We start from the raw sequence: 16,255 nt of genomic DNA on the forward strand, positions 1-16,255 counted from the left end.
ACCAGGACTTGTCGGACAGCGGCGGCGAACTCCAGTGGCCGCCGGACGGATCCGGGTTCAGGTTGACGCCGACGAAGCCGTATTCCCTCACGCATTTCTCCAGCTCGGCGATCGACGTGCGGATGTCCGCCCCCGGCGACTGCGGCAGCATGGCCGCGCCGATGAAGTGCTGCGGGAACAACTGCGCCACGCGATGGCAGAGCTCGTTGCAGATCGCCGCCCAGGTCTGGCTGGTGTTCAGGTCGCCGATGTGGTGCGCCATGAAGGAGGCGCGCGGCGAGAAGATGGTCAGGTCGGCGCCGCGCTCTTTCATCAGGCGCAGCTGGTTGCCTTCGATCGACTCACGCAGTTCGTCGTCGCTGATCTTCAGCTCCGACACCTTCGGGCCCAGTTCGGGCGTCTTCAGATGGGCGATCTGGCGGTTGCGCCACTCTTCCAGCGCCTTGGGCGCGGTCGTGTAGTGGCCGTGGCAGTCGATGATCATGCGGAATTCTCCTGAAAAAAAAGCGGCAGGCCGCCCACCGGGACGGCCACGCCGCGCAAACTAGAATCGATGGTTGATGCCCACCGTGTAGGCCAACTGGTGGCCCACGCCCGCGGTGTTGAGCGTGGTGACCACGGCCTGGCGATACTTGTTGTAGTCGGCTTCCACGTACAGCTTGGTGCGCTTGGACAGGTAATAGTCGAGGCCGACGATGGTCATGTTCTTGCTCTGCGCGCGGTCGGTCGAGACCGCCGTCTTGTAGAAGCCGCCGGTCAGCTTCACGCGGTCCGAGAACGAATAGCTGGCGCCGCCGAAGATGTTGCGCGTCACGGTGTTGGCCGCGGTGGCCGGCATCTGGATGGTGTCGATCATGTAACCGCCGGAAAGCGCGAACTCACCGAACTTGTAGGAGATCCCGGTCAGGTAGTAGTCCTCGTTGCGGAAGGCGGTGCCGACCTGGACGAAGCGGCGGTTGTATGACGCGCCCACGGTCAGGTCGCCGGCGTAGTACTGCAGGCCCACGCCGCGCGCCGAGCCGTTGTTGAAGCTGCCGGCGTTCTCGCCGAAGGAGTTCTCCAGTTCGAACTTGAAACCGCCGAATTCGCCGGTGTACTTCAGGTCGTTGGAGAAACGCGTGCCGCTGGAAGCCTGGGTCAGCGGGATCAGCGAGGTGTAGTTGAAGTGGAACGGGTCGTAGTCGGCGATGAAGTCGTGCGCGATGGTGTACTGGCGGCCCATGTCGATGGAGCCCCAGCCGGCCTTGATGCCGACGAACGACTGGCGCTGGAACAGCGTATTGGTGGTGTTGTCCAGGCCACCGGTGGCGAGGTTGAAGCCGTTCTCCAGCAGGAAGTGGGCGTCCATGCCGCCGCCCAGGTCTTCCTTGCCGGCGATGTCGATCTTGTTGGAACTGTTCCAGCCGTTCGATCCCATGTACAGCTTGCTGCCGCCGGCGTTGTTGGCGTTGCTCAGGTAGCGCACGCCGCCGTCGACAGTACCGAAGATGGTGACGCTGGATTGCGCATGAGCGGCCTGCATGGCCGGTGCGGCAACGGCGACGACGGCACAGGCGCGGATGATTTTTTTCATGTGAGTCTCCCCCCGCATGCCTGCCGGCATACGGCTAAGTGGTTGTTGGATTGTGTTGTTGGTGAAACTTGGATGGAGCGGCGTTCAGTGCCGCGCCATGACGCTCTTGATGGCGACTTCAGGTTCGATGTAGCCGGCGGCGAGTTCGCTCTGCAGGCGGTCGCGGTCCAGCGCCTTTTCCCAGCGCGCCACCACCACGGTGGCCACGGCGTTGCCGGTGATGTTGACGAACACGAAGGCCGAGGACAGCAGGCGATGCACGCCCAGCACCAGGGCGATCGAGGACACCGGAATCGCATTGGTCGAGGCCAGCGTCGCGGCCAGCACGGCGATGGCTGAACCAGCCACCCCTGCCCCGCCCTTGGAGGTGATCAGCAGCACCAGCAGCAAGGCCAGTTGCTGCTCCCAGCCCAGCGCGGTATTGGTGGCCTGCGCCAGGAACACCGCGACGGCGGCGAAATACAGGCAGGTGCCGTCGTGATTGAACGAGTAGCCGCCCGGCAGCACCAGGCCGACCACCGACTTCTCACAGCCCAGTTGCTCCAGCTTGCGCAGCAGTTGCGGGAACACGCTTTCGGAAGAGCTGGTGCCCAGCACCAGCAGCAGCTCGGAGCGGATGTAGCGCATCAGCCCGAGCAGCGAGAACCCGCTGAAATGGCACACCGGCCACAACACCAGCACGAAGAACAGCAGGCAGGTCAGGTAGAACTCTCCCACCAGCTTGCCCAGCGCCACCAGCGAGCCGACGCCGAATTTGCTGACGGTGAAGGCGATGGCGCCATAGGCTGCGATCGGCGAGATCTTCATGGCCAGGCCGATGATCCAGTAGACGCCCTGGGCGAAGCTGTCGAGCACGTTGAGCATCGGCTTGGCGCGCTCGCCGGCGGCGGCCAGGCCGAAGCCGAACAGCACCGACACGAACAGGATCTGAAGGATGTCGCCGTTGGCGAACCCCGACACCATGGTCTTGGGAATCAGGTTGAGCAGGAAGGTGCTGGTCGAGACGAAGTGGCTGGCCTGCGTGATGTAGCTGCTGGCCGCGCCCTTGTCGAGGGCGTTGACGTCGATGTTCATGCCCACGCCGGGCTGCAGCACGTTGATGGTCACCAGGCCGATCACCAGCGCGATCGAGGTCACCACCTCGAAGTAGATCAGCGCCTTGATCGCTACGCGGCCGACCTTCTTCATGTCGCCGGCGTTGGCGATGCCGCTCACCACCGAGCAGAAGATCACCGGGCCGACCACCATCTGGATCAGGCGGATGAAGGCGTCACCCAGCGGTTGCGATGCGTTGCCGATGTTGGGCCAATAGTGGCCGACGACGACGCCGATGACGATGCCGGCGAGAACCTGGAAGGATATGTCGCGATAGAACGGCTTCTTCGGTTTCTGTCGTGGGACGGGCAGGTCTTTCATGTCCACGTTGGAGCTCTCCTCAATAAGATGGTCGGTTTTTTCCATATCGCTCTTGATGGCGACTTGGGATGGGCCGCAGGCTGGCGCCTGCGTCCCGCGGTTCTGCTCAGCGCGCGTCGGCGCCCAGGTATTCCAGGCTGTCGGCGAAGATTTCGTCCACGCTGATCTTACGCGGCAACAGCTGCTGCCGCTCGCAATGGCGGATGATCATGTCCAGCGCGCCGCGCATGGCCTCGATGCCGTCCGGCACCCGCTTGCGCGCAGCCACCGGGTCGGGCGTGGCGTCCTTGCCCAGCCGCAACAGCCGGTAGACATCGCGCACCGCCTGCGGATGGGCTTGCGCTACGTCGCTGCGCATCACCGCCACATGGTTGGTCGGGTAGAAGCCGTGCTGGGCGTACCACAGCTTGTCGGCCGCGGCCGGATCGGGAATCAGCGGCGCGATGTCTTCATGGCTGGGCAGGTCGTTGCCGAAAATGGCGGCGTCGATCTCGCCGTCCAGCAGCATCTGCAGCATTTCCTTGCCGGCCGGCGCGCGCGTGACGAAGGCCGGATCGCGGTATTGCTCCAGGTGGCCGCCCTCGAAGGTGATCCATTCGATGCGCTCGCTGGCCACGCCGTAGGTGCCGTCCAGGATGGCGCGCACCCACATGCCGGTGGTCTGGGTATAGGCGCGCACGCCGACCCGCGCGCCGGGCAGGTCGATCACGCCCAGCGGACCGCGCTTGCGGTTATAGACGATGCAGCCCTGCTGCAGGCGCGCCGCCAGCACGGTGGGCAGCATGATCAGCGGCTTGCCGTAGGCCTTGGCCTGCAGGCAGGTGACGATGGCCATCTCGCTCACGTCGTAGGCCTGGGTGCGGGCCATCGGCGCGAAGGCGCGGTGGATGGGCTCCACCACCTGGCAATCCAGGCTCAGGCCGGGCACGCTGATCGCGCCGCTGATCAGGCCTTCGGTATGCGGATATTTCTTGAGCGCCGCGTTCAGGTGCAGCACGCCGTTTTCCAGTTTCATTGGCCGGCTCCCATGCGGGTCAGCTCGGGATAGATGGAGCGCGCGGTGTCGCCGAAGATCCATTTGCGGTCGGACTCGGACAGCAGCGCCAGGCCTTCCTGCGCCTCGGCCAGCAGCGACTTCAGCGAGCCCTCGGCCGAGGGGAAATTGGAGCCCCAGGCGATGCGTTGCGCGCCGAAGGCTTCCAGCACCCTGGGGAAGAAGGCCTGCGGCGTGGACAGCCCGCGGCCTGCTTCGGTGATGGTGCGGTTGGTGAGCTTGAGATACACGCCTTCATGCCGGGCCAGTTCGAACAGCGACTGCGCCGACGCGTACGGCGGGCCTCCGGCCAGATCGGGGCGCGCCAGGTGGTCCAGCAATACGCGCACCTTGGGGAACAGGCCCAGCATCTTCTCGAGCGCCGGGATGCCGGCCGCGGTCATCTGCAGGCAGATCGAGATGCCGTTGGCCTGGGCGTACTCCCACACCGGGAAGGAGCGCGGATCGTCCAGCCAGTTGGCCTGGCCGGGCATGGTGGTGCCGGTCAGGAACAGGCGCAGGCCGGACAGGCCGGACGACATCCAGTGCCTGAACTTGTCCACCGCATCGGGCGCCAGCACATCGATCGAGAACACGCCGCGGAAGCGGTCGGGATGCGCGTTGACGGCGTCGAGCACATAGCGGTTGTCGTTGCCGTAGGCGGTGGAGGCCTGCACCACCATCGCGTGGGCGATGCCGGCCTCGTCCATCGCCGCCAGCAGGTTTTCATAGTCGGCCGGACGGTGCGCCGACCAGTCCGACTGCTTGCCGCCGACCGGCGCCAGCGGATAGCGCTGGTGGTCGGAGGAAATGGCGTGGGTATGTGTATCGACGATGTCGTACATGGTTAAGCTCCAATATTCTCTTCGCTGCAAAAACAGGCAAAGTGTATTGAAGCGGGCTCCAATCGGCTAATTTCAACTGCGCCACATTCCATAAATTTATATTAAGCTTAACCTCCCGAAATACGATTCCGATCCGTGAGGAGAGCATGTCCGAAGAGAACCTGCGCCTGCGCCGCCTGGCGCTGTTCGACGCCGTCTGCCGCGAAGGCGGCATCAGCCACGCGGCCGAAGCGGTCGGCCTGACGCAGCCGGCGGTCAGCCTGGCCATCAAGAAGCTGGAAGAAGCGTTCGGCGCCGTGCTGTTCGAGCGCGGCTACGGCGGCAGCGACCTGACGCAGGAAGGCATGTTGCTGCAACGGCGCGTGCGCCGCATGCTGGAGCAGATCGAAAGCGCGGTGGCCGAGCTGCTGGCCGGCGGCAAGTCGCGCGCGCATGACGCCGCCTCGGTCTGCCGCCACCTGACCGACGCCCAGGTGCGTTGCCACATCGCCATCGCGCAGCTCGGCTCGGCCGCCGAAGCCGCACGCCAGCTGGGCATCTCGCAGCCGGCGGTGCATCGCGCCGCGCGCGAACTCGAGGCCACCGTCGGCGCCACGCTCTATCGCCGCCGCGTGCACAGCGTGTCGGCCAATCCGGTCGGCGTGGAGTTCGCGCGCCGGCTGGCCATCGCCCTCAATGAAATCAGCCAGGCCGCGATGGACCTGGTGGCCGCGCGCGGCCTGGCCAGCGGCCAGGTCTCGGTGGGCGTGCTGCCGCTGCTGCCGCAGCGCCTGCTGGCGCGCACCATCGGTCGGCTGCAGGAGGAATATCCCAACGTCGCGGTGACCATCCGCGAAGGCGCGCATGCCCGGCTGCTGGAAGACCTGCGCTTCGGCAAGCTCGACATCATCGTCGGCGCATTGCGCGAACCCCGGCTCGACGGCGGCGTGGCCGAGACCGAACTGTTTACCGATCCCTATGCCGTGGTGGTGCGGCGCGGCCACGCACTGGCCGGCCGCCGCAAGATTTCGCGCAAGGACCTCACCGCCTACGGCTGGGTGGTGCCGCAGCAGGACATGCCGCGCCGCACCGTGGTGGAGCTGATGCTGGCGACACTGCCCACGCGCCCGCGCGTGGTGGTGGAGACCAGCTCGCTGGCGATGATGATGGCGATGCTGGAAGAAAACGACTGCATCTCGCTGCTCTCGCGCTCCCACATCCTGTACGGCAATTACCGCAACGACGTGGTGGCGCTGGATATCGTGCCGCCCAAGGCGGAACGCACCGTCGGCTACACCACGCGCGCCGACTGGCTGGCAACCCCGGTGCAGCAGGCCTTCATCGAGCACCTGCGCGAGCAGAGCCGGATCGATCACTGAACGGCTCGGCTCAATTAATTGCATAATAATAGTTACAATCGCGCAGCCGCCCTGTCGTCGGCCCATCGCCGACCAACCTGAGAATCCACATGAAATCCACATGACACACGCCGCATCGCACCCGCTCGACCACCTGGTCTGGAACGCCCTGACCGGCAGGCAGGCGCATCTCGCCGTGGGTTCGCCGCGCGCGCTGCGCTTTCATCCCGACGTCGCGCCCTTCGCTGCGCTCTCCGAGACCTCCCCGCAGGCGTTCCAGGAGCTGGCTGCGCTGCTCGGCCCCGACGGCTTTGCGGTGATGCCGGTCCTCGCGCCGTTGCCGCAGGCGATGGAGATCGATGTCGAACCGGTGGGGGTGCTGTGCCAGATGGTGGCCGCCGATCCGCCGCTGGGCGACAACGGCGGCGGCGGAGATGCGCTGGCGCTGGTGCTGGGAGAGGCAGATGTGCCCGAGATGCTGGAGCTGACCGCGCGGACCAAACCCGGCCCGTTCGCCCGGCGCACGCGCGAGATGGGCCGCTACATCGGCATACGCGACGGCGCACGGCTGGTCGCCATGGCCGGCGAGCGCATGCAGGTGGAGGGATATACGGAGATCAGCGCGGTCTGCGTGGATGAAACGCATCGCGGGCAAGGCCTGGCCGCGCGGCTGATGAACCAGCTGCGGCGCGCCATCCTGGCGCGCGGCGATGCGCCCTTCCTGCACGTCTTCGAGCACAACCACGCGGCGCTGGCGCTGTACGAAAAATCCGGTTTCGTCACGCGCCGGCGCTTCCATCTCTGCCGGGTCACGCCTGCGGCCGGCCGCTAGGCCATCGCCCATGCACGCCTCAAGCCTCCTGGCGCCACTCCATGATGCGCGGCAGGCTGCTCTCGATCCAGTCGGCCAGCGCTTCGACGCGATCGGCGGCCTCCTGGCCCAGCGGCGACAGGGTGTAGTCCACGTGTGGCGGCACCACGTCGTAAGACTTGCGGATGATGAGCCCGTCGCCTTCCAGGTCCTGCAGCGTCTGCGCCAGCATCTTCTCGCTGATGCCGCCGATCTTGCGGCGCAGGTCGCTGAAGCGGTGCGTGCCGGCCAAAAGCGCCACCAGCACCAGCACGCCCCAGCGGCTGGTGATGTGTTTGAGCACTTCACGCGACGGACATTCGGCCGAAAACAGCTCGCCGCGCCGCATCCGCTCTTTCAGGGAAACATGCTCGGACAAGGGAACGGCGCTGGGTCGTGGTTTTTTCATGCGACGATTTTACACTAACTTTTTTGTACGTACTTACTAAAAGTTAGTTTAACCGGTAACCTGCGCTTTCTTTCACTTCACAGAACAGGAATCGCCATGATCGTCGTCACCGGAGCCACCGGCCAGCTGGGCCGCCTCGTCATCGCCGCATTGCTCAAGACCGTTCCCGCCAACCGGATCGTCGCCGCCGTGCGCAATCCCGCCAACGCCGGCGACCTCGCCGCGCAGGGCGTGCAGGTGCGGCGCGCCGACTACACCGACGCCGCCAGCCTGGACGACGCGCTGCGCGACGCCACCCGGGTCTTGCTGATCTCGTCCAACCAGATCGGCGAACGCCTGGCGCAGCACCGCGCCGTGATCGATGCCACCAAGCGCGCCAAGGTACAACTGCTGGCCTACACCAGCGTGCTGCGCGCCGCCGTCTCGCCGCTGGGACTGGCCGGCGAGCACCGCGACACCGAGCAGGCGATCAGGGAGAGCGGCGTGCCCGCCGTCATCCTGCGCAATGGCTGGTACACCGAAAACTACACCGCAGGCCTGGGCAATGCGGTGGCCGGCGGCGCCATCTACGGCAGCGCCGGCACAGGCCGCATCTCCTCGGCCGCGCGCCGCGACTATGCCGAAGCGGCGGCCGTGGTGCTGAGCGGCGAAGGCCATGCCGGCAAGACCTATGAGCTGGGCGGCGATACGGCGTACACGCTGGCTGAGCTGGCGGCGGAAGTGTCGCGCCAGAGCGGCAAGGATGTGCAATACCGCGATATCCCGGAAGGCGACTACAAGGCCGCCCTGCTCGGCTTCGGCCTGCCGGAGGAACTGGCGGCGCTGCTGTCGGATTCGGATGCGCAGGCGGCCAAGGGCGCGCTGTTCGAGGAAGGACGCCAACTGTCGGCGCTGATCGGACACCCGACGACGGCCTGGAGCGAGACGGTGGCGCAGACGCTGAAAACGCTCTGAGCACGGATCTTCCCCGCAATGAAAAATGCCGGCGCATTGCGCCGGCATTTTTTCTTCATGCGTATCTTCCGCGTGCGCTCAATGGTTGCGCTGCGGCTGGTCGTCGGGTTCGGCGCCGGGATGCGCCGCCAGGCGGCTCAGTGGCAGGCCGCGCCGCAGGTGGCGACGAAGCCTTGGACGACGCGGTTGAACATCGCCGGGTTGGTGACGTTCATGCCGTGCGAAGCGCCGGCGATGGTTTCGCGCGCGGCGCCTGCGATCCATTGCGCCAGCATCGCCACGTTGTCGCGGTACATGCGCGGGCTCTTCTCGCCGTCGATCAGCAAGGTCGGGCATTTCACGCGCGCGGCCATGGCCTGTGTATAAGATGGCAGCGGATCGAGGAACTGCTTGGGCAGCGTGCCGGCGTTGTCGGTGGCCATGGTGCGGAATCCCTGCGGGCTGCGCTTCCACTGGCCGGGCACGCTGACCGAATCGACGAAGAGCTCGAGACCGGCATCGATCTCGCCCGCCTCCACCAGCGCGGCGACCTTCTCGCGCAGGCGCGCGGTGGCCGCCGGCAGCGGCGCCACGGGCGTCTGGTCGAGCTGCAGCGCGCCGCCCGGATCGGCCAGCGTCAGCGACTTCACCAGGTGCGGATGCTCGCAGGCCAGCTGGAACGCCACGCTGCCGCCGCGCGAGTGGCCGACCAGGTGCACCGGGCCGAGATTGAGCGTCTCGATGAATTCGGCCAGTTCGGCGACGTGCTGCTTCCAGCTGAAGGTGCGCGCCACGCGGGCGTCGGCCAGCGGCCAGTAATGGCTCAGGCTGACCGAAATGCAGTGGAAGTTCTTCGACAGGACGGCCATCTGGCCATTCCAGTAACGGTAGTCGCACAGCGAGCCATGCACGAACAGCATCGGTTCTCCCGCGCCTTTGGCCACGAAGGGAACGGAGATTCCCGAGGGCAGCGTTGCAAAGCAGACATCAGGATCTACAAGGGTTGGCGAGGCGAGGCGTGCGTTCATGGCGATTGGGCGATTTCCTTTTTGCGTAATATGCCCGATGGGATTGCCCAAGAAAATCGCGTAATATTGATCCTTACTATCAATTTTTCTGATACATATGAAATCCCTCGACCTGGACGTGCTGGCGATGATGGTGGCGGTGGCCGACACCGGCAACATCAGCCGCGCCGCCGATGTGGTGAATCGGACACAATCGGCGGTGAGCATGCAGATCCGGGCGCTGGAGAACTCGCTGGGCAAGGAGCTCTTCATCCGCCGGCCGCGCAGCGTGGTGCCCACGCAGGACGGCGAGATCCTCTTGACCTACGCCCGCCGCATGCTGGCCCTGCGCGAAGAGGCGTGGGCCGCGGTGGTCAGGCCCGACGTCACCGGGCGCGTGGTGCTGGGCGTGCCGGACGACTACGCCTCCTCGCTGCTGCCGCCCATCCTGAAGAAATTCTCGGCCACCTATCCCAAGGTCGAGATCCAGGTGGTCGGCCTGCCCAGCGTGGCGCTGGCGCCGATGGTCAGGGACGGCTCGGTCGACCTGGTCTGCGGCACGCGGGTCAAGGGCCTGTCGGGCGAATTCATCCGGCACGAGCCCATGGTCTGGGCCGCCACGCCGGGCGCCAGCGAGATCTGGAAGGAGCGGCCGCTGCCGATCGCGGTGTTCCTGCCCGGCAGCGTGGCGCGCGAAAACGCCATCCGCAGCCTGGAGCTGGCGAAGATCCCCTACCGCACCTCGTATGAAAGCCCGAGCCTGATGGGCCTGCTGAGCATGGCCGAGGCCGGCCTGGCGATCGCGCCGCTGGCGCGCTGCGCGGTCCCGCAGCATTTCACGCAGCTGGGGCAGAACCAGGGGTTGCCGGAAATCGGCTCGCTGGAGGTCGTCCTTGCGCGCAGCGCCAAGTCCAAGCGCCCGCCCTGCGAGTTCCTGGCAGAGAAGATCCTGTCCGAGCTCAGGCGCTGAGGCGCCCTTGCCGATGCGGCATGATGCCGTCGCCGCACGACCCTGCGCACCACCAGGGACGGCAGAACATAGTAAGCTCCCAAAAATTGAAAGACGCCGGCTTTTTTGGCCAAGCCGGCCGCAACCGAATTGCCGAACTATTTATTAAGTCGAGCCGATGTATTAGCATCGCGCAATACCCGTCATCAGGGAAGCGAGATCCGATCGTGCTTCACCTGCCTTACTCTCCTGCGCTTTTATCTTTATCAATACCATGACACAAAACCTCTCAGCCGCCGAGCAACTCCTGCGTGACGCCGCACGCGAATACCACCGCACCCCGACGCGCGGCAAGATCGAGGTCCGCGCGACCAAACCCCTGTCCAACCAGCGCGACCTTTCGCTGGCCTATTCGCCGGGCGTGGCCTATCCCTGCCTGGACATCGAAGCCGATCCGCTGAAGGCCTTCGACTACACCTCGCGCGGCAACCTGGTGGCCGTGGTCAGCAACGGCACCGCCGTGCTGGGCCTGGGCAACATCGGCCCGCTGGCGTCCAAGCCGGTGATGGAAGGCAAGGGCTGCCTGTTCAAGAAATTCGCCGGTGTCGACGTGTTCGACATCGAACTGGCCGAGACCGACCCGGACAAGCTGGTCGAGATCATCGCCGCGCTGGAGCCGACCCTGGGCGGCATCAACCTGGAAGACATCAAGGCGCCCGAGTGCTTCTACATCGAGCAGAAGCTGTCGGCGCGCATGAACATCCCGGTCTTCCACGACGACCAGCACGGCACCGCCATCATCTCCTCGGCTGCCCTGCTGAACGGCCTGGAACTGGTGGGCAAGGACATCGGCGCGGTCAAGGTCGCCGTCTCCGGCGCGGGCGCGGCGGCGATCGCCTGCGTGGAAGTGATGATCGGCCTGGGCATCAAGCGCGAGCACGTCTTCATGGTCGACAGCAAGGGCGTGATCTATGAAGGCCGCCCGGGCGGACTGGACGCCTCCAAGCAGCGTTACGCCGTCAAGACCGAGGCGCGCACCCTGGCCGACGTGGTCAACGGCGCCGACGTGTTCCTGGGCTGCTCCGCGCCCGGCGTGCTGACCGCCGAGATGGTCAAGACCATGGCCGACAAGCCCATCATCCTGGCGCTGGCCAACCCGGAACCGGAAATCCGCCCCGAGCTGGCCAAGTCGGTGCGTCCGGACTGCATCATCGCCACCGGCCGTTCGGACTACCCGAACCAGGTCAACAACGTGCTGTGCTTCCCCTACATCTTCCGCGGCGCGCTGGACTGCGGCGCCACCAAGATCACTGAAGCCATGAAGCTGGCCTGCGTGCGCGAGATCGCCGACCTGGCCAAGGCCGAGACCAGCGCCGAGGTGAGCGCCGCCTATCCCGGCAAGGAACTGGTGTTCGGTCCCGACTACCTGATCCCGACCCCGTTCGACTCGCGCCTGATCCTGAAGATCGCCCCGGCCGTGGCCAAGGCGGCGCAGGAATCGGGCGTAGCCACCCGCCCCATCAAGGACTTCGCCGCCTACCGCGAAGAGCTGACCCGCTTCATCTACCAGACCGGCATGTTCATGCAGCCGGTGTTCAACACCGCCAAGCTGGCGCCGCAGCGCGTGGTCTACGCCGACGGCGAAGACGAGCGCGTGCTGCGCGCCGTGCAGTTCGTGGCCGACGAGCAGCTGGCCGCGCCGATCCTGATCGGCCGTCCGGACGCCATCGAAGCCGGCATCAAGAAGGCCGGCCTGCGCATCAAGCTGGGCCAGAACGTGCAGTGCGTCAATCCCGACACCGACCCGCGCGTGGCGCAGTACGCCGCGCAATACCAGGGCGGCGGCGAAGCCGACGTGCGCGCCAGCCGCAGCCTGCTGGCCGCGCTGATGGTCAAGGCCGGCGACGCCGACGCCATGCTGTGCGGCCTGGACGGCAACTACGACGGCCACCTGGCCCATGTACAGAACGTGATCGGCCTGAAGGACGGCGCGCAGGAATTCGCCGCCCTGAACGCCGTGCTGCTGCCCGAGCAGACGCTGTTCATCACCGACACCTACGTCAACGACACGCCCGACGCCGAGCAACTGGCCCGCATCGCGCTGGCCGCTGCCGAAGAAGTGCAGCGCTTCGGCGTGCCGCCGAAGGTGGCCTTCCTCTCGCACTCCAACCGCGGCAGCTCGTCGCGCCCGTCCGCCCGCAAGATGGCCGAGGCGCACCAGCACTTCCGCAAGATGGCGCCGCAGATCGAGTCCGAAGGCGAACTGCACGGCGACGCCGCGCTGTCCGAAAAGATCCGCGCCAACGCCGGCATGGCCGAAAGCGCGCTGACCGGTTCGGCCAACGTGCTGGTCTGCCCCAACCTGGACGCGGCCAACATCCTGTTCAACGTGCTCAAGACCAGCAGCGGCCAGGGCACCACGATCGGCCCCATCCTGCTGGGCGCGGCCGCGCCGGTGCACGTGCTGACGCCGTCGAGCACCGTGCGCCGCGTCATCAACATGACCGCGCTGGCGGCCGCCAAGGCCCAGGACAGCGAAAACAAGCGCGGCGCCTGATCTCGGCCCGCGCCGATGCCGGCCCCGGGCTTGCGGGCCCGGCGTCGGCTTGATTGGCTTGATCGGCTTGTCTGTCCGGCGTTTGCCGGGTCTGGAAGGAGACGTGAACCGGCGGCTTGCCCGCCGGTTCACAAGTTACGGGCCTGCCTTGCAGTCACCCGGTGATTCCGGGATCCCGTCGGGAATCCCTCTCCAGCGCCGTCAAGCGGCACCCCTCCCACCTCAGTCAATGGCAATTCGCCCTGCAACATGACAGGACGAATCGGCAAGCCGCGCGTCGGCGCTGTGCAATACAAGCGGAATCGAACGCGAGAGGACCTCGCGCACGGCGAGGTGCGTGCAGGCACGCTTTGAATGGAATCCGGAAGCCCCCGCTTGCGGCGTGCGCCGCCCTGGCCGGGCCATGAGGGCGCCGCGGCCAGGACGGCAACAACCGCCGTCCCGGCCGGGCAGGATCAATACTTGAACTTCGCCGTCAACAGGAAGGTGCGCGGGCTGCCGAAGGTGATCAGCGTCGCCGCCGGCGTGGTGCCCTGGATGTACTCCTTGTCGAACAGGTTCTTGATGCTGAAGTTCAGGCCCCAGGAATCCGCCTCATAGCCGGCATTCACGTCGAACACGTTATGCGATGCGAGCGCGACGTAGCTGGTGCCGCGTTGCGAGGTGCGTGCGCTCTGGAAGCGCGAACCCGCGCCCACGTTCCAGCCCATCTTGTTGGGATTGAAGTAGTACTGGGTGAACAGGCCGACGGCGTTGCGCGGCACCAGGTTGATGCGTTTGCCGATATCGCTGGTGGTCAGGCTTTGGGTGGTCTTGGCGTAGGGGATGTAGCTGTAGGACGCCGACACGTTCCATTGCCGGGTCACCGAGGCCGTGGCTTCGGCCTCGAAGCCCTTGGTGACTTGTTCGCCGGTCTGCACGGAGTAGCCCAGGGTGGCATCGGCTTCGGTCACGTTCTGGCGGCGCAGGTCATAGACGGCGACATAGCCTTGCAGGCGCTGGTCGAAGCCCTGGAACTTCAGGCCGGCCTCGGTCTGCTTGCCGGTCTCGGGTTTCAGCAGGGTGCCGTTGGCGCCCAGGTCGGTGCCCGGCATGAACGAGGTCGAGTAGCTGACATAGGGCGCGAAGGCGTCGTTGATGCGGTACATCAGCGAGGCGCTGCCGGTGAATGCCGTATCGTTGTTGGTCGCAGGAGCGCCGCCCAGCAGATGCTTGACGTCCACCCGCGTCCAGTCGTGGCGGCCGTTCAGGCCGATGATCCAGCGGTTGTCGATCTTGATCGTGTTGCGCAGGTACGCGCCCACATCCTGCGTGGTGGTCACGTCGCGGGACGCCGTTCCCGGACGGATCGAGGTGACGCCGTAGACCAGCGTGTCGGCATTGAACGCATTGATGTTGTCGACGCGCTGGTAGTAGTCGCTGCGCTCGCGCATGGTGTCCAGGCCGGCCACGATGTCGTACTTGACCCGGCCGAGGTCGAAGCTGCGCTGGAAGTAATTGTCCATCGCGATGTTCACGTCGTTCTTGTCCTGGTTGTTGATCTGGCGCGCGACCAGCGGGAACTTGGCCGCCCCCGACGCGAACACCGAATTGGTCCAGCTGCTGCCCTTGCTGACCACGAAGTTCTGCTTGAAGGTCCAGCCGTTGTCGAAGTAGTGCGTGTAATTGCTGCCGACGCGGTAGACGTCCACCTTGTAAGGTCGATCCGGCTCGCCGACGAAGATGCCGCGCCCGTATTTCTCGGACCAGTTCAGCGGCACGCCCTGGTTGCGGATGTATTCGCGATGCTGGTAGCTGGCGATGATCGACAGTTCATTGGCGGCGTTCAGGTCGAAGTTGTAGGAGCCGGCCACGTACTGGCTCTTGAAGTACACGTGGTCGGTGGGATCGTTCTGGTCCGACACGTGGGCCAGCAGGCGAAACGCGCCCTTGCTGCTGCCTTTGTTGGGGGCGATGTTCAGATCGACGGTGGCGTCTTTCTGCGCATAGCTGCCGTAGCTCAGGCCGGCGTTGAAGAAGGTGTCCGCCTGCGGCCGCTTGGTGGTCAGGTTGACCAGGCCGCCGGGCAGCGCCATCCCGAAGCCCACCGAGGTCGGGCCCTTGACGACCTCGATCGAGCTCAGGCCGAAGATGTCTTCCGCGCGCAGGACGTTGGTGGAATTCTGCGTGCGCAGGCCGTCGACATAGGTCTGCGCCGACGAAATCTGGCCGCGGATCATGAAGTCGTCCCAGCCGCGCCGGCCATAGGCGCCGGCGGTGACGCCGGCCACGCCGTCCAGGGCTTCGGCGACGCTCTTGGCCTGCCGCTCCTCGATCTGCTTGCCGGTGATCACGGTGACCGACTGCGCCGTCTCGAACAGCGGCGCCTCCGAGCGCAGCACGCCCGGCGCGCTTTTCGCGGTGTAATCCTTTTCGTTGTCCTGCTTCTTTTCACCGATGACCTGGATGGGCGTCAGTCCTCCGGTCGTATCGGTGGTCTGCGCCCAGGCCGACAGCGGCATTGCGGTCGACATCACGGAGAGGCCAAGAAGCACCTGCTTCTTGCGTTGGGAAATTTTTTTGGTCATGGAGAAATCCAGCTGCTGCTATCGAGAGTAATGAATAGGAAGGTGGCGGAGTCAGTGCGATCCCATCGCCCAGTCAACGGCGGCGTCGAACAGCCTGAGTCCGGAAGGGGAAAGGTTGGTGAAGGTCTCGTTGTCGAGGAAGAACATGACGCGGCGCGCCGGCGCCAGCGACTCGTAGTCCATCGTGGCGCCCTTCTCATAGCCGAAGATGACGGCCTTGTCCGGCTGGCCATAGACGGTGGCGATGGTGGAGGCGCCCAGGCCGGGCTTGCCCCAGTTCATGGCGGCCGGTTTCTCGTAGACGTTCGCCACGCCGGCCGGCAGCCCGGCCGCCAGGGGATGCGGCGCATTGACCAGCCAGACGTAGCGCTCCTTCTCCACCTTGCCGAAATCCACATCGACGCGCTTGGCGGTCATCCCCAGGTCGTCCAGCAGATCGCTCTCCCAGGTCAGCATGGGCGCGCTCACATTGCGGTAGGCGCCCAGCAGGTCGCGCGATCGCACGGTGGACGAGAGAATGACCAGGTCGTTGTCGCGCGCCGCGTCGACCGGGGCGTACTGGCTATGCAGCGTGACGATGTAGCCGCGCGCGGCGAGGTGCTGCTGGATCTTCTGGTCCACCGGCAGGCTCTTGCCTTCCATGCGCACGACCAGCAGCACCTTCTTGGCGGCGGGCGGCGTGGCGGACGGGTTGTCGGCGGCAAACACGCTGGGCTGCAGGAACAGCGAGGCCAGCAGCAGGGAGGCGAGGAATCTGAATGGTGTCATGAGGCTTTTCT

The 16,255-nt window shown here is 65.8% G+C and carries 14 protein-coding genes; 5 read left to right on the top strand and 9 right to left on the bottom strand.

The window, feature by feature from the left end:
• From CEJ42_RS20505 to CEJ42_RS20525, 5 genes are all read right to left on the bottom strand, one after another.
• On the bottom strand, positions 1–484 hold a 484-nt coding region (locus tag CEJ42_RS20505; protein WP_129587797.1), incomplete at its 3' end, for an amidohydrolase family protein.
• A gap of 60 nt (positions 485–544) precedes the next feature.
• A complete protein-coding gene (locus CEJ42_RS20510) occupies positions 545–1,573 on the bottom strand; it encodes a porin (RefSeq protein ID WP_079215915.1) in 1,029 nt (342 codons plus the stop codon).
• An 84-nt stretch (positions 1,574–1,657) separates the two neighbouring features.
• Positions 1,658–2,995 (bottom strand): C4-dicarboxylate transporter DctA, encoded by a 1,338-nt coding sequence (gene dctA, locus CEJ42_RS20515; protein WP_088752446.1) that lies wholly within the window; start codon positions 2,993–2,995, stop codon positions 1,658–1,660.
• A gap of 100 nt (positions 2,996–3,095) precedes the next feature.
• Positions 3,096–4,004, bottom strand: a complete 909-nt coding sequence (locus tag CEJ42_RS20520) for a substrate-binding domain-containing protein (RefSeq protein ID WP_088752361.1) — start codon at positions 4,002–4,004, stop codon at positions 3,096–3,098.
• A complete protein-coding gene (locus tag CEJ42_RS20525) occupies positions 4,001–4,867 on the bottom strand; it encodes an amidohydrolase family protein (protein WP_079215920.1) in 867 nt (288 codons plus the stop codon). Before CEJ42_RS20525 ends, CEJ42_RS20520 begins: the two co-directional genes overlap by 4 nt.
• A 146-nt stretch (positions 4,868–5,013) precedes the next feature.
• Here CEJ42_RS20525 and CEJ42_RS20530 point away from each other — a divergent pair, with 146 nt between their 5' ends.
• Together CEJ42_RS20530 and CEJ42_RS20535 are read left to right on the top strand one after the other, a co-directional pair.
• Positions 5,014–6,225: a LysR family transcriptional regulator gene (locus CEJ42_RS20530; RefSeq protein WP_088752362.1), complete on the top strand. Its 1,212-nt coding sequence runs from the start codon at positions 5,014–5,016 to the stop codon at positions 6,223–6,225.
• Positions 6,226–6,325: 100 nt separating this feature from the next.
• Complete coding sequence (locus CEJ42_RS20535; protein WP_088752363.1) at positions 6,326–7,036, top strand: GNAT family N-acetyltransferase; 711 nt, start codon at positions 6,326–6,328, stop codon at positions 7,034–7,036.
• Positions 7,037–7,055: 19 nt separating this feature from the next.
• Here the strand turns inward: CEJ42_RS20535 and CEJ42_RS20540 are convergent, their stop codons facing one another.
• Positions 7,056–7,463, bottom strand: coding sequence for a winged helix-turn-helix transcriptional regulator (locus CEJ42_RS20540; protein WP_088752364.1), 408 nt, complete (start codon positions 7,461–7,463; stop codon positions 7,056–7,058).
• Between the two features lie 96 nt (positions 7,464–7,559).
• On the opposite strand from CEJ42_RS20540, the gene CEJ42_RS20545 reads away from it, so the two are divergent.
• Complete coding sequence (locus CEJ42_RS20545; protein WP_088752365.1) at positions 7,560–8,417, top strand: SDR family oxidoreductase; 858 nt, start codon at positions 7,560–7,562, stop codon at positions 8,415–8,417.
• 137 nt (positions 8,418–8,554) lie between these two features.
• Here CEJ42_RS20545 and CEJ42_RS20550 read toward each other — a convergent pair whose 3' ends face one another.
• On the bottom strand, positions 8,555–9,424 hold the full coding sequence (locus tag CEJ42_RS20550; RefSeq protein WP_088752366.1) for an alpha/beta fold hydrolase: 870 nt from the start codon (positions 9,422–9,424) through the stop codon (positions 8,555–8,557).
• Positions 9,425–9,521: 97 nt separating this feature from the next.
• On the opposite strand from CEJ42_RS20550, the gene CEJ42_RS20555 reads away from it, so the two are divergent.
• Together CEJ42_RS20555 and CEJ42_RS20560 are read left to right on the top strand one after the other, a co-directional pair.
• A complete protein-coding gene (locus tag CEJ42_RS20555) occupies positions 9,522–10,373 on the top strand; it encodes a LysR family transcriptional regulator (protein ID WP_175354852.1) in 852 nt (283 codons plus the stop codon).
• A gap of 253 nt (positions 10,374–10,626) precedes the next feature.
• Positions 10,627–12,909, top strand: coding sequence for an NADP-dependent malic enzyme (locus CEJ42_RS20560; RefSeq protein WP_088752367.1), 2,283 nt, complete (start codon positions 10,627–10,629; stop codon positions 12,907–12,909).
• 455 nt (positions 12,910–13,364) lie between these two features.
• Here CEJ42_RS20560 and CEJ42_RS20565 read toward each other — a convergent pair whose 3' ends face one another.
• Both CEJ42_RS20565 and CEJ42_RS20570 read right to left on the bottom strand, forming a co-directional pair.
• Positions 13,365–15,476: a TonB-dependent siderophore receptor gene (locus tag CEJ42_RS20565; protein WP_088752368.1), complete on the bottom strand. Its 2,112-nt coding sequence runs from the start codon at positions 15,474–15,476 to the stop codon at positions 13,365–13,367.
• A gap of 51 nt (positions 15,477–15,527) precedes the next feature.
• A complete protein-coding gene (locus CEJ42_RS20570) occupies positions 15,528–16,244 on the bottom strand; it encodes a hypothetical protein (RefSeq protein ID WP_088752369.1) in 717 nt (238 codons plus the stop codon).
• Positions 16,245–16,255: the final 11 nt, after the last annotated feature.

Origin of the sequence: Herbaspirillum robiniae (assembly GCF_002213415.1) — a bacterium.
GTDB classification, from domain to species: domain Bacteria; phylum Pseudomonadota; class Gammaproteobacteria; order Burkholderiales; family Burkholderiaceae_D; genus Herbaspirillum; species Herbaspirillum robiniae.

Coding starts and splice junctions, on each gene's coding strand:
- CEJ42_RS20510 (WP_079215915.1), bottom strand. CDS start 1,573: ATGAAAAAAATCATCCGCGCCTGTGCCGTCGTCGCCGTTGCCGCACCG.
- CEJ42_RS20520 (WP_088752361.1), bottom strand. CDS start 4,004: ATGAAACTGGAAAACGGCGTGCTGCACCTGAACGCGGCGCTCAAGAAA.
- CEJ42_RS20525 (WP_079215920.1), bottom strand. CDS start 4,867: ATGTACGACATCGTCGATACACATACCCACGCCATTTCCTCCGACCAC.
- CEJ42_RS20530 (WP_088752362.1), top strand. CDS start 5,014: ATGTCCGAAGAGAACCTGCGCCTGCGCCGCCTGGCGCTGTTCGACGCC.
- CEJ42_RS20535 (WP_088752363.1), top strand. CDS start 6,326: ATGACACACGCCGCATCGCACCCGCTCGACCACCTGGTCTGGAACGCC.
- CEJ42_RS20540 (WP_088752364.1), bottom strand. CDS start 7,463: ATGAAAAAACCACGACCCAGCGCCGTTCCCTTGTCCGAGCATGTTTCC.
- CEJ42_RS20545 (WP_088752365.1), top strand. CDS start 7,560: ATGATCGTCGTCACCGGAGCCACCGGCCAGCTGGGCCGCCTCGTCATC.
- CEJ42_RS20550 (WP_088752366.1), bottom strand. CDS start 9,424: ATGAACGCACGCCTCGCCTCGCCAACCCTTGTAGATCCTGATGTCTGC.
- CEJ42_RS20555 (WP_175354852.1), top strand. CDS start 9,522: ATGAAATCCCTCGACCTGGACGTGCTGGCGATGATGGTGGCGGTGGCC.
- CEJ42_RS20560 (WP_088752367.1), top strand. CDS start 10,627: ATGACACAAAACCTCTCAGCCGCCGAGCAACTCCTGCGTGACGCCGCA.
- CEJ42_RS20565 (WP_088752368.1), bottom strand. CDS start 15,476: ATGACCAAAAAAATTTCCCAACGCAAGAAGCAGGTGCTTCTTGGCCTC.
- CEJ42_RS20570 (WP_088752369.1), bottom strand. CDS start 16,244: ATGACACCATTCAGATTCCTCGCCTCCCTGCTGCTGGCCTCGCTGTTC.